Origin of the sequence: Klenkia taihuensis (genome assembly GCF_900112525.1) — a bacterium.
GTDB classification, from domain to species: domain Bacteria; phylum Actinomycetota; class Actinomycetes; order Mycobacteriales; family Geodermatophilaceae; genus Klenkia; species Klenkia taihuensis.
The window spans coordinates 58,395-70,939 of sequence record NZ_FOMD01000002.1 but is presented as its reverse complement, the minus strand read 5'-3'; the positions used below and the strand labels follow the sequence as shown (position 1 = coordinate 70,939).

General features: G+C 73.3%; 12 protein-coding genes. 8 read left to right on the top strand and 4 right to left on the bottom strand.

Features of this window, described 5'->3' with window-relative positions; genetic code table 11:
* Positions 1–2 precede the first annotated feature (2 nt).
* Positions 3–761 (top strand): NUDIX domain-containing protein, encoded by a 759-nt coding sequence (locus BM158_RS08190; protein ID WP_091558539.1) that lies wholly within the window; start codon positions 3–5, stop codon positions 759–761.
* Between the two features lie 6 nt (positions 762–767).
* Here the strand turns inward: BM158_RS08190 and BM158_RS08185 are convergent, their stop codons facing one another.
* The 3 genes from BM158_RS08185 to BM158_RS08175 form a co-directional block, all read right to left on the bottom strand.
* Positions 768–2,108 (bottom strand): metallopeptidase TldD-related protein, encoded by a 1,341-nt coding sequence (locus BM158_RS08185; RefSeq protein WP_091556601.1) that lies wholly within the window; start codon positions 2,106–2,108, stop codon positions 768–770.
* Positions 2,105–3,583, bottom strand: a complete 1,479-nt coding sequence (locus tag BM158_RS08180) for a TldD/PmbA family protein (RefSeq protein ID WP_229827886.1) — start codon at positions 3,581–3,583, stop codon at positions 2,105–2,107. Before BM158_RS08180 ends, BM158_RS08185 begins: the two co-directional genes overlap by 4 nt.
* Positions 3,584–3,679: 96 nt before the next feature.
* Positions 3,680–3,850: a CsbD family protein gene (locus tag BM158_RS08175; protein ID WP_091556598.1), complete on the bottom strand. Its 171-nt coding sequence runs from the start codon at positions 3,848–3,850 to the stop codon at positions 3,680–3,682.
* Between the two features lie 475 nt (positions 3,851–4,325).
* Here BM158_RS08175 and BM158_RS08170 point away from each other — a divergent pair, with 475 nt between their 5' ends.
* The 7 genes from BM158_RS08170 to BM158_RS08140 all read left to right on the top strand — a co-directional run bounded on the left by BM158_RS08170 (position 4,326) and on the right by BM158_RS08140 (position 11,804).
* Positions 4,326–6,050 (top strand): ABC transporter family substrate-binding protein, encoded by a 1,725-nt coding sequence (locus BM158_RS08170; RefSeq protein WP_091556596.1) that lies wholly within the window; start codon positions 4,326–4,328, stop codon positions 6,048–6,050.
* A 164-nt stretch (positions 6,051–6,214) separates the two neighbouring features.
* On the top strand, positions 6,215–7,204 hold the full coding sequence (locus BM158_RS08165; protein WP_091556595.1) for an ABC transporter permease: 990 nt from the start codon (positions 6,215–6,217) through the stop codon (positions 7,202–7,204).
* A gap of 20 nt (positions 7,205–7,224) precedes the next feature.
* Entirely contained in the window at positions 7,225–8,181 is a 957-nt protein-coding gene (locus BM158_RS08160) for an ABC transporter permease (protein WP_091556593.1), read from the top strand.
* 11 nt (positions 8,182–8,192) lie between these two features.
* Positions 8,193–9,416, top strand: a complete 1,224-nt coding sequence (locus BM158_RS08155; RefSeq protein ID WP_091556591.1) for an ABC transporter ATP-binding protein — start codon at positions 8,193–8,195, stop codon at positions 9,414–9,416.
* Positions 9,413–10,441, top strand: a complete 1,029-nt coding sequence (locus tag BM158_RS08150; protein WP_091556590.1) for an ABC transporter ATP-binding protein — start codon at positions 9,413–9,415, stop codon at positions 10,439–10,441. Before BM158_RS08155 ends, BM158_RS08150 begins: the two co-directional genes overlap by 4 nt.
* Positions 10,442–10,491: 50 nt before the next feature.
* Complete coding sequence (gene mshB / locus BM158_RS08145) at positions 10,492–11,379, top strand: N-acetyl-1-D-myo-inositol-2-amino-2-deoxy-alpha-D-glucopyranoside deacetylase (RefSeq protein WP_091556588.1); 888 nt, start codon at positions 10,492–10,494, stop codon at positions 11,377–11,379.
* Positions 11,376–11,804 (top strand): hypothetical protein, encoded by a 429-nt coding sequence (locus tag BM158_RS08140; RefSeq protein ID WP_091556587.1) that lies wholly within the window; start codon positions 11,376–11,378, stop codon positions 11,802–11,804. The genes mshB and BM158_RS08140 overlap by 4 nt, the downstream gene beginning before the upstream one ends.
* On the opposite strand, the gene BM158_RS08135 is transcribed toward BM158_RS08140, so the two are convergent.
* Positions 11,734–12,513 carry a GNAT family N-acetyltransferase gene (locus tag BM158_RS08135; protein WP_091556585.1) on the bottom strand — a complete coding sequence of 260 codons (780 nt, stop codon included), beginning with the start codon at positions 12,511–12,513 and terminating at the stop codon, positions 11,734–11,736. The genes BM158_RS08140 and BM158_RS08135 overlap by 71 nt on opposite strands.
* Between the last annotated feature and the right edge of the window lie 32 nt (positions 12,514–12,545).

Below are 12,545 nucleotides of genomic sequence, written 5' to 3'. Positions count from 1 at the left end.
TGGTGTTCCAGCTGCGATTCACCACGCTGGTGGAGGCGCCGCTGACGGTGGCCCACGACGTGGCCCGGGTGCTTGGCCGGCCCTGGCCGTGGGCGCTGACCGAGGTCTCCGCCGACCGTCCCTTCGCCGACGAGTTCCACGGCTCGGGCGGGTTCATGGCGCAGGTGCGGCACACCCGCCGGTTCCACCCCACCGGCGCGGGCACGCTGGTCGACGAGCAGGTGGAGTGGGACAACCGGGTGCCGGGGTTCCTGGGCCGGCTGCTGGACCAGACCGTCGTCCGGCGGCACGTGCTCACCGCCATGCAGGCCCACCTGGACCTCTTCGCCGCCGCCGCGCAGCGCCGGGCCGAGGACGTCGTCCAGGTCGTCGGGGCCGCCCTGGTCGACGGCGACCGGGTGCTGGTCGCCCGCCGCGGCTCCGGCGGGCTGGCCGGGAAGTGGGAGTTCCCCGGCGGCAAGGTCGAGCGCGGGGAGTCCGAGCTGGCCGCGCTGGTCCGCGAGTGCCAGGAGGAGCTGGCGGTCGACATCACCCCGCAGGCCTTCCTCGGCGAGGTGCCGCTGCCCGGCGTCGTCGCCGGCGGCGAGCCCGGGGCCTCCACCCTGCGGGTGTGGTGGGGACGGATCACCGGCGGCGTGCTGGTCGCCCACGAGCACTCCGAGGTGCGCTGGGTGACCGCCGGCGAGCTGGAGGACCTGGACTGGATCCCGGCCGACCGGCCGCTGCTGCCCGCGGTCCGGGCGCTGCTCGCCCGGCTCTGAGCGCCCTCAGCCGGCGGCGTTGCCGGTGATGTTCCAGGACGCCAGGGCCAGCGCGGGGACGGCGACCCGGTGGGTGCCCCAGGCGGTGGAGGTGAGCGTGCGGGGCAGCGCCTGCACGTCCGAGCCCACGGTGACCGCGCCGGGGGCCAGCGCCTCCAGGTAGGACTGGGTGAACCGCAGCGTGGACACCGGCCGCACGACCCGGCCGTCCTCGACCAGCCAGACCCCGTTGCGGGTCAGGCCGGTCCACACCGAGCGCTTCTGGTCCAGCACGCGGGTGTACCAGACGTCGGTCACCAGCAGGCCCCGCTCCAGGCCGGCGACCAGGTCGTCGACGGACCCCCCGGTGCCGGGGGCGAGCGCGGCGTCGGTCGCCACCGGGCCCCACGTCGCCGACGCCGGGCCGCCGTGGCCGGTCGAGGTGCCGCCGGTGGCCTCCGCCGTCCGCCGGTCGGAGGTCAGCCCGACCGGGACGCCGGCGCGGACCAGCTCGACCGGTCGCTTGGGCGTGCCCTCGGTGTCGAAGGGCAGGCCCAGTCCGGCCGGGTCGGTCAGCGACACGGCGGGGTCGAACTGCTGCTCGCCGGGCCGCAGGCCGCCGGTGCCGTCCAGGGCCGCCCGGGCCTGGAACTGGCCGGTGAGCAGCCCGGCGACGACGTCGGCCACCGCGGGGGGCTCGAGCACCACCGGCCAGCGGCCGGGGTCGACGGGGGAGGGGTCGGTGCCGGCCCGCGCCTTGGCCGCCGCCCGCGCCCCCAGCGCCGCGCAGTCCAGCTCGCCGGCGGCGGCGGCCACCTGGCGGGCCGTGCCGTCGGAGCCGGGGAGCCGGGCGATGCCGTCGCAGGCGGCCGCGGTGGCGGAGCCGCCGACGTGCTGGCCGGCGGAGGTGGCGAGCACGGTGCGCACCGCGGACGTCTGCACGTAGCCGGCGGTGGACAGGCCGCCGGCCGCGGCGACGAAGTCACCGACCAGGCGGGCGCGCAGCGCGGGGTCGGCCTCGGCGGTCGCCCGGTCGGCCACCGACGGCAGGACCAGGGGAGCGGGACCGGCCGGCCCGGGCCACGCGGGGTCCCGGGGGCGCAGCCGCGCCGCGGCGAGCGTGGCCTCGACCAGGCCGGCCGCGTCGCGGGCGCGGGTGGTGGACGCCGCGGCGGTGCGCCCGCCGTCCACGGTCAGCTGCAGGTGCAGGGTGCGGCGGCTCTCGGCGGTGTTCTGGTGGATGGCCGAGCCCGCGAACCGGGTGAGGGCGAGGTCGGCGTCCTCCACCCGGACGACGGCCTCGGCACCCGGCCCGGCCTGCCGGCGGACCTGCTCCAGCAGCTCGGCGGCGAGGTCCTCGGCGCTCACCCGCGCACCCCCACCCGGACGTCGGTGAACCGGGCGGGCGCGGCGCCGTGGCCGGTGTGCCCGACCTGCCCGGGCTGGCCCTTGCCGCAGTTCGGCGTGCCCCAGGCCCGCCACTCGTCGCCGCCGGCCAGCATGTCCAGCGACGCCCAGAACTGCGGGCCGATGCCGGTGTAGGTGGGGTTGCGCAGCATCCGGCCGCGCCGGCCGTCCTTGATCTCGTAGCCGATCTCGCACCCGAACTGGAAGTTCAGCCGCCGGTCGTCGATGGACCAGGAGCGGTTGTGCTCCATCAGCACCCCGTCGTCGGTGGCCGCCACGATCTCCTCCAGGGAGTGCGGCCCGGGCTCGAACCCGACGTTGGTCATCCGGACCATCGGCATCCGGGCGTACCCGTCGGCCCGCACCGAGCCGGTGTCGGTGAGCCCGGCGACCGCGGCGGAGTCCCGCCCGCCCAGCACACCGACCCAGACGCCGTCGCGGACGGCGTACCGGCGCTGCGCGGGCGTGCCCTCGTCGTCGTAGCCGAAGGAGCCCAGCGCCCCGGGGAGGGTGGGGTCGATGGTGATGGTCATCAGCTCCGAGCCGTAGCGCAGGGAGCCGAGCCGGTCCAGGTCGAGCCAGGAGGTGCCGGCGTAGGCGGCCTCCCAGCCGAGGATGCGGTCGAGCTCGACCGCGTGCCCCACCGACTCGTGGATCTGCAGCGAGAGCTGCTCCCCGCCGAGCACCAGCGTGGTGCGCCCGGACGGGCACGGCGGTGCGGTGAGCAGGGCGGTGGCCTCGGCGGCGATCCGCTCGGCGTGCGCGGGCAGGTCCAACTCGCGGACCAGCTCCCACCCCCGGGTGCCGTACTGGCCGCGGAAGGCCGGGTAGGAGCGGCGCTGGGTCTCGTCCTCCCCGACGGTCAGGCAGTGCATGCCCGCACCGCACTCCCGGACGTGCTGGCCGATCCGGGCGCCCTCGCTGGAGACGAAGGCGGTCCGGGTGTCCCACGCCTGGTAGAGCGCCTCGGCGACGGCGACCCCGGCGGCGCGCATGGTCGCGGTGACCCCGGTGAGCAGGTCGCCCTTCTCGGCGAGCGAGACCGCGAACGGGTCCTCCGCGCAGTCGCTGGCCCAGGTGTCCACGTGCGCCTGCGCCGGGAGCAGGTCGACGTCGGGCCCGGCCACCGCCGCCGAGGCCTGCGCGATGGCGGTCGCCCGGGCCCCGGTGCTGCGGCAGGCAGCGTCCCCGTCGGGGTCGCCGAGCGCGGCGAAGCCCCAGGAGGAGCCCACCAGGGCGCGGACGCCGAGCCCGGCGGTGGTGCTCTGGTCCAGCGTGCGCACGTCGCCGTCGCGCGCGGTCATCGACTCGGTGCGGCGGTCGACCAGCCGGGCGTCGGCGTAGCGGGCGCCGGCGGCCAGGGCCGCCTCGACCGCGGCGGCGGCCGCGTCGTAGGCGGCCGAGGGGACGGGGACATCGTGAGCCTTGCTCATCATCGTCGGCCATCGTGTGCCCGGTGGCTGCCGGTTGACAAGCCCCGGGCAGCACGAAGGGCCGCCCCGCACTGCGGGACGGCCCCTCGACGAGCTGGACTACTTGAAGACGTCCTTGACCTTCTCGCCGGCCTGCTTGGTGTTCGCGCTGGCCTGGTCGCCCTGGCCCTCGGCGCGGAGGCGGTCGTCGTCGGTCGCGTTGCCCGCGGCCTCCTTGCCCTGACCCAGCAGCTCCTCGGCCTTGTTCTTGATCTTGTCCACGGCGCTCATGGTCGTCTCCCTCGAGGTCGTCGTACGCGGTCGAGATCGGCACTACCCGTGACCCCACCGGTCACACCTCTCCCGGCCTGCCGGTTCGCCGGCACACCCGCGCCGGGGCCTGGGACCGATCCCATAGCACGCCGCCGATGGGGATCGCCGTGTTGCCGGTACCGCCCGTGCTGCAAGGAATGCGCTCGGAGGCCTGCCGGACCGCAGGAAATCCAGTTGTCACGCCCGTGTGACGTCGTCGTTCCGGGTCCGTGCTGGGAGATTCCTGCAGGTCGTGAGCCCAGGTCACAAATCGGTGACGGTCGTGGACGCCCCCCCACGGTCTGCCTAGTGTCCCTCTGGTCGTACCCGGACCGACAGCTGTCGGACAGGTCCGACGCGGCTCGTCCACAGTCCGGCCCGGGTGCCGATCGTGCCCGGACGGGCAGACCAGGTCAGTTCCCCCCGCTCCGGCGGGTCGAGGAGGCAATCGAACGTGAAGTCCAGAAAGCGCGGCGCAGCGCTCCTCGCGACCGGCATCGCCGGCGCGATGGTGCTGTCGGCCTGTGGCGGCGGCAGCAGCGACAGCGGGGGCGGTGAGTCCGGGTCCTCGGGTGAGGGTCGGGTCGTCTTCGGTGAGTCCACGGACTTCCCGGAGAACCTCTTCCCCTACATCGCGGCCGGCAACGCCACCTCCGTGGCCAACCTGCTCATCCGGGTCCTGCCCGGCCCGTACGTGGTCGAGCCCGACTTCAGCGTGAAGTGGGACGAGGACCTGCTGGCCTCCGAGCCCGAGCTGGACACCGCCAACGGCGGCCAGGTCAACACCTACGTCATCAACCCCGACGCGGTGTGGAGCGACGGCACCCCGATCACCGCCGAGGACTTCGAGTTCACCTGGCGGGCCAACCGCTCCAGCGACCCGGCCGACGGCGGCTGCGCCTCGCTGCTGGGCACCACCGGCTACGAGCAGATCGCCTCCGTCGAGGCCGGTGAGGACGACAAGACCGTCACCGTCACCTACGAGACCCCGTTCTCGGACTGGCAGTCGCTGTTCGGCAACCTGCTGCCGGCGCACCTCATGGACAACGAGGACCCGGTCGCCCTCTGCGACACGATCACCAACGGCTGGCCGATCGCCGACGGCATCGTCGGGGACATCTCCGCCGGGCCGTGGCAGATCAAGAAGGAGAACATCGACGTCGGCGGCCAGATCGTCGTCCTGACGCCGAACCCCGAGTGGTGGGGCGAGCCGACCGGGCTGGCCCAGCTGGTCGTCCAGAACATCGGCAACGACCCGACCACCGCCGTGCAGGGCATCCAGTCCGGTGAGCTCGGCGTGATCTACCCGCAGCCGCAGCTGGACCTCGTCGGCCAGATCGAGGGCCTGGAGCCCAACGTCTCCAGCGACGTCACCTTCGGTCTGTCCTTCGAGCACCTGGACTTCAACACCACCTACGGCCCGCTCTCCGAGCTCGCCGTGCGCCAGGCCTTCACCATGGCCCTGGACCGGCAGGAGATCGTCGACCAGACCGTCGGCCAGTTCTCCTCCGACGCCGAGGTGCTGCAGAACCGGATCTACTTCAACAACCAGCCGCAGTACCAGGACACCGCGCCCGACGAGTACAAGACCCAGAACACCGAGCTGGCCAAGCAGACCCTCGAGGGTGCCGGCTGGACCCTGGGGGCGGACGGCGTCTACGCCAAGAACGGCCAGCGGCTGACCGTCCAGATCGACACCACCGCCAACAACCCGCTGCGCCAGACCACCATCGAGGTCATGATCCCGCAGCTGGCCGAGGCCGGCATCGAGGCGACGTTCAACGCCAACCCGGACATCTTCGCCGGCGCGGACAAGCCGACCTCGCTGGAGGCCGGTGGCTTCCAGGCCGCCGTCTTCGCCTGGGTGGGGTCGCCGTTCCGCGGTGCCACGCAGTCGATCTACGAGCAGCCGCAGGGTGACGCCATCGGGCAGAACTACTCCCGCCAGGGCACCCAGGAGATCGACGACCTGTTCGCGCAGTTCCAGGTCGAGCCCGACCCCGACGCGCAGGCCGAGCTGGGCAACCAGATCGACGCCCTGCTCTGGGGCCAGGTCGCCACGGTGCCGCTGTACCAGAAGCCCACGTTCATCGCCTACCAGAGCTCGATCAGCAACGTCGAGGACAACTCGACCCAGGCCGGTCCGCTCTGGAACTCCGAGACGTGGACGGTGCAGTGACCTGAGGGTCACCCAGCACCACCGCACCACCTGATCGCAGATCGCAGTCGCGGCCCCCGGGGGCACCCCCCGGGGGCCGTGCTGTGTCCGCGCTGAGTCAGTACGTCCCAGCTGAACTGGCCGTTCCGACCGGACGGCTTCCGCTCACGGCGTAAGGTCCCCGCATGTTCTTCTTCACGATCCGACGGGTCATCGCATCCGTCTTCGTGTTGCTCGCCAGCTCGTTCCTGGTGTTCGCGCTGTGCGCCGCCAGCTTCGACCCGCTGTCGAAGTACTACACGCAGAACCCCCGGCCCCCGGAGTCGTTCTTCGAGAACCTCCGCGAGCAGCTCGGGCTCAACGACAACTTCTTCGTCCGGTACTGGAACTGGCTCTCCGGCGCCCTCACCGGCAACTTCGGCGAGACCATCAACGGCACCCCGGTCTCCGAGCAGCTCGGCGGCCGCCTGCTGGTGACCGGCCGGATGATCCTGCTGGCGATCATCATCGCGGTCGTCCTCGCGGTGGTCGTGGGCGTCGTCGGCGCCGTCCGGCAGTACAAGCCCTCCGACTACGCCTTCACCTTCCTGGCCTACCTGCTGATCGCGCTGCCGACCTTCTGGTTCGCCGCAATCCTCAAGGAGTTCGTCGCCGGCGGGGTGAACGACGTCTTCGGCAAGCAGGTGCTGTTCACCATCGGCGAGGAGACACCCGGGCTCTCGCTCTACGCCTCGGGCTGGGAGCTGTGGAGCGACCGGCTGGGCCACCTGGTGCTGCCCACCGTCAGCCTCGCGCTGCTGTCCTTCGCGGCCTGGAGCCGGTTCCAGCGCTCGGCGATGCTCGACGTCCTCGGGTCGGACTACATGCGGCTGGCCCGCGCCAAGGGTCTGCCCTACCGCCGGGTGGTCATGAAGCACGGGCTGCGCAACGCGCTCATCCCGCTGACCACCGTGGTGGCGCTGGGCATCGGCACGCTGTTCGGCGGTGCGGTCATCACCGAGCAGGTCTTCGTCTGGCACGGCATGGGCGAGTACCTGATCCAGAACGGCATCGGGCAGAACGACATCAACGTCGTCCTCGGCTGGCTGCTGGTCAGCGCCGTCTTCGTCGTCGTGTTCAACCTCGTCGCCGACGTCCTCTACGCGGTGCTCGACCCGCGCATCCGACTGTCCTGACCGGCTGAGGAGACCTCCCCATGGCCACCACCCAGGCCGCCGCCGAGGCGGCCCTCCCGAGCGAGCCCGGCGCCCCGATCGGCGGCGGCGTCGAGCGCGAGTTCACCGTCAAGGCCCGCAGCCAGCGCCAGCAGATCGTCCGCCGGTTCGTGCGCAACAAGGTCGGGATGACCGGACTGGTCGTCTTCGTCCTGCTGCTGGCCTTCGGCTTCCTGGGCCCGCTGCTCTACACGACCGACTACGCCACGCAGAACTCCGGCGCGCAGTCGGTCCCGCCCGGCTCCCAGGGCTACCCGCTGGGCAGCGACGCCATCGGCCGCGACCTGCTCGCCGGCCTGATGCAGGGCGTGCAGCGCTCGATGCTCATCGTGCTGCTGTTCGTCGTCATCGCGCTGCCGCTGGGCCTGCTGGTCGGCGCGCTGGCCGGTTACTTCGGCCGGTGGGTCGACAGCGTGCTCATGCGCTTCGTCGACCTGATCCTGACCGTGCCGCTGCTGGTCGTGCTCATCGTCGTCGCCAGCAACTTCCCCTCCAGCCGCACGCCGCTGGGCGTCGGCATCATCCTGGGGCTGTTCGGCTGGCTGGACCTGGCCCGCATCGTGCGCAGCCAGTTCCTGTCGTTGCGCGAGAAGGAGTACGTCGAGGCCGCGCACGCCCTCGGTGCCTCCAACAGCCGGATCATCTTCAAGCACCTGATCCCGAACGCGCTGGGGTCGCTGATCGTCTGGACGACGCTGGCCGCGGCCACCGCGATCATCCTCGAGGCGTCGCTGACCTACCTCGGGTTCGGTGTGAACGGGGCCAACCAGACGTCGCTGGGCCGCCTGGTCTCCGACGGCGTGCAGGCCACCACGACCCGGCCGTGGCTCTTCTACTTCCCCGGCATCACGCTGTTGGTCATCGTCCTGTCGATCAACCTGATCGGCGACGGGATCCGCGATGCCTTCGACCCGAGCAACCGCCGCGTGCGGGCCTGAGGGGCTAGTCCGTGACCATCACCAAGAACACCGACCCGAGCGCGCCGCTGCTGTCCGTCGAGGACCTCAACGTCCGGTTCCCGACCGAGGACGGGCTGGTGCACGCCGTCCGCGGGGTGGACTACACCCTGCGGTCGGGTGAGGTGCTCGGCATCGTCGGCGAGTCCGGTTCGGGCAAGTCGGTGACCTCGCTGGCCGTCATGGGCCTGCTGCCCGCCTCCGCGCGGGTCAGCGGGTCGGTGAAGTACCGCGGCCAGGAGCTGCTCGGGCAGGGCGACCGGGCGATGTCCCGGGTGCGCGGCAAGGGCGTGTCCATGATCTTCCAGGACCCGATGACGTCGCTGGACCCGGTGTACCGCGTCGGGTACCAGATCGAGGAGACGCTGCGGGTCCACGACTCGAAGCTGTCCTCGAAGGCGGCGCAGGCCCGCGCGGCCGACCTGCTGGGCATGGTCGGCATCCCGAACGCCGCGGAGCGGGTGCGGTCCTACCCGCACGAGTTCTCCGGCGGCATGCGCCAGCGCGTCGTCATCGCCATCGCGATGGCCAACCAGCCCGACGTGATCATCGCCGACGAGCCGACCACGGCCCTGGACGTCACGGTGCAGGCGCAGATCCTCGAGGTGCTGCAGACCGCGCTGTCGGAGACGGGTGCGGCGATGGTGCTGATCACCCACGACCTGGGTGTCGTGGCCGGCATCGCCGACCGGGTCCTGGTCATGTACGCCGGCCGGCCGGTGGAGATCGGCGGCGTCGAGGACATCTACTACCAGCCGCGGATGCCCTACACGCTGGGCCTGCTCGGCTCGCTGCCCCGGCTGGACTCCTCCACCAAGCAGCGGCTGACCCCGATCAAGGGCTCGCCGCCCTCGGTGGTGAACATGCCGCCGGGGTGCCCCTTCGCCCCGCGCTGCCCGCTGCACGTCGCCGAGTGCGACGTCGCCGAGCCCGACCTGGTCGAGGTCGGTGGTGGGCACACCGCGGCCTGCATCCGCATCGACGAGGTGCGCAAGGCCGGCGGCGAGGCCGCGGCGGTCTTCGACGAGGCCGCCGACGACCGCCTCCTGGGCTCCGAGCAGCCGGCCGACCTGGCCGCGGCCGCCGGCACCGCGGACGCCGGCGCCCCCGGCGACCCGGTCGGCGAGCGCACCGACCCCACCCCGCAGGCGGGCACCGGCTCCCTGCTGGACGCGACCACGACCCCGAGCACCACCACGGACGGAGACCGGCGATGACCGCCACCCGTGAACCCATCCTGACCGTGCGCGGCCTGGAGAAGCACTTCCCGATCAAGGGCGGTGGGCTGATCAAGCGCGTCGTCGGTGCCGTCCGCGCCGTCGACGGCCTGGACCTGGACCTCTACCCCGGTGAGGTGCTCGGGCTGGTCGGGGAGTCCGGCTGCGGCAAGTCGACCACCGGCCGGGCGATCCTGAACCTGCAGCCGGCCACCGGCGGCTCGGTGAAGTTCGAGGGCCGCGAGCTGGTCGGGCTGGACCGCAGGGCGATGCGACCGCTGCGCCGCGACATCCAGATCGTCTTCCAGGACCCCTACGCCTCGCTCAACCCGCGGCTGCCGGTCTTCGACATCGTCGCCGAGCCGCTGATCATCCACGGGCTGACCAAGGACGAGGCGGAGCTGCGCGAGCGGGTCCGCACCCTGGTCGAGACGGTGGGCCTGAACCCCGAGCACACCAACCGGTACCCGGCGGAGTTCTCCGGCGGGCAGCGGCAGCGCATCGGCATCGCCCGGGCGCTGGCGCTGGAGCCCAAGGTGCTGGTGCTCGACGAGCCGGTGTCGGCGCTGGACGTGTCCATCCAGGCGGGTGTGATCAACCTGCTGGAGGACCTCAAGGAGCGGCTGGGCCTGTCCTACCTGTTCATCGCGCACGACCTCTCGGTGGTGCGGCACATCTCCGACCGGGTCGCCGTCATGTACCTCGGCAAGATCATCGAGGTGGCGCCGCGGGACGAGCTGTTCGACCGGCCGACCCACCCGTACACGCAGGCGCTGCTCTCGGCGATCCCGCTGCCCGACCCGCGCATGGAGCGCAGCCGGCAGCGGATCATCATCACCGGTGACGTGCCCAGCCCGGCCAACCCGCCCTCGGGCTGCCGCTTCCGCACCCGCTGCCAGAAGTTCGCGGGCGAGCTCAGCGACACCCAGCGCGAGAAGTGCATCACCGTGGAGCCGCCGCTGGAGTCCCGCGGCCCCGCGCACCAGAGCGCCTGCCACTACGCCGCGGCGACGAAGGTCCTGTGAGGGACGGGGGCCCGGCGACCGCCGGGCCCCCGCTCGGGGATCATGGCCCGGTGACCCCGGCCGCTGACCGTCGACTGCTGCTCGTGCACGCCCACCCCGACGACGAGTCGATCAACAACGGGGCGACGATGGCGCGCTACGTCGCCGAGGGCGCCCACGTCACCCTGCTGACCTGCACGCTGGGCGAGGAGGGCGAGATCCTCGTCCCCGAGCTCGCCGGGCTGGCCGCCGACCAGGCCGACCAGCTCGGCGGGTACCGGGTCGTCGAGCTGGAGCGGGCGATGCAGGCCCTGGGCGTCACCGACCACCGCTTCCTCGGCGGCACCGGCCGGTGGCGGGACTCGGGGATGGCCGGCACCCCGGCCAACGCCCACCCGCGTGCGTTCTGGAACGCCGACCTCGACGAGGCCGTCGCGGCCGCGGTGGCCGTGCTGCGCGAGGTCCGCCCGCAGGTCGTCGTCGGCTACGACGAGCACGGCGGCTACGGCCACCCCGACCACGTCCAGGCGCACCGGGTGACCATGGCCGCCGCCGACGCCGCGGCCGACCCCGGCTACCGGCCCGACCTGGGCGCTGCGCACCAGGTGGCCAAGCTCTACTGGACCTGCGTGCCGGTCTCGGTGCTGCAGCAGGGCCTGGACGCCCTCGCCGCCGCCGACACCGGCTACGACGGCGTCACCGACGCCCGCGAGATCCCCTTCGCCGCCGAGGACGCCGACGTCAGCTGCGAGCTCGACGGCGCGGCCCACCGCGACCGCAAGGCCGCCGCGATGGCCGCGCACGCCACCCAGTTGACCCTGGACGGCGAGTTCTTCGCGCTGTCGAACAACCTCGGCCAGGAGGTGCTCACCACCGAGTACTACCGGCTGGTGCGCGGCGAGCGCGGGCCCGGCGACGGGCCGCACGGCTGGGAGACCGACCTCTTCGCGGGCCTGTGAGCGCCGTGCGCACGCTCGGCTGGGCGGTGCTGGCCGCCGCGGTCGCCTTCTGGCTGGCCGCCGTCGAGGTGTTCTGGCTGCCGCTGCGCATCGGCCCGGTGCCGGTCCCGCTGTCGGTGGTCGGCGCCGTGGCGGGCAACCTGCTGCTGGTCGCCTGGGCGCAGCGGCTGTCGGGGTCGCGGCTGGTCGCCGTCGTCCCCGTGGCGGTCTGGCTGGTGGTCGCGGTCGGCGCGTCGGTGCGCCGTCCGGAGGGCGACCTGGTGATCACCGGCGAGACGACGGCGGCCCAGGTGGTCGGGCTGGCGTTCCTGCTCCTCGGCGTGCTCGCCGGCTCCTTCGCGGTGGGCCGGGCGCTCAGCCGGCCCGTCCGCCGTCCGGAGCCGGTGCCGGTGGACGCCGGTAGTGGTACCGGTGGTGCTCGATGAAGCCCATCCGGCGGTACAGCGCCCGCGCCGGTGCGTTGCTGCCCACCACCTGCAGGTAGCACCAGCGCGCCCCGGCGTCGACCGCCCACGACTGCAGCGCCCGGGTGAGCGAGGTGGCCAGCCCGCCGCGGCGGGCGTGCTCGGCCACGGTCACGGCGGTGATGCCCAGCCAGTCGTCGGTCAGCACGCCCCGCGCGACGGCGAGCACCGCGCCGTCGTCCCCCCGGACCGCGGCGAAGGCCAGCCGGTCGGCGCCGGTGAGCACCGGCAGCGCGCCGGCCGGCAGCGGGGTGCCGTGCGAGCGGGCGGCGGCCAGCCACTCCTCGTCGGGCGCGGGGTCCAGCTGCACGGTCGCGCGGGGGCCCGGTTCCTCGTCGTCCAGCTCGACGGTGAGCACCAGGGTGTCCTCGTCGCGCGCCCAGCCGGCCGCGGCGAACGCGCCGTCGGCCGGGCGGGCCTGCCGGCCGGGCAGCTGGACGCAGGGCCGCAGACCGCGGGCGCGGTACCACTCCTCGACCTCGGCGACCGCCGCGGGCAGCGGGCGGCCGGGGTCGCCGACGGCGAGCGCGGAGTGCGCGCGGCTGGTGAACCCCGACCCGCCGGCCCGCAGCAGCCACTGCCCCAGCGGCTCGGTCTCGGTGCCGCGCCAGCCGCGGGCGGCCAGCAGTTCGAGCTCGACGACGTCGAGCGGGCTGCGGCGCTGACCCACGCTTCCTCCTGCTGACCCGCCGGGGTGGGTGA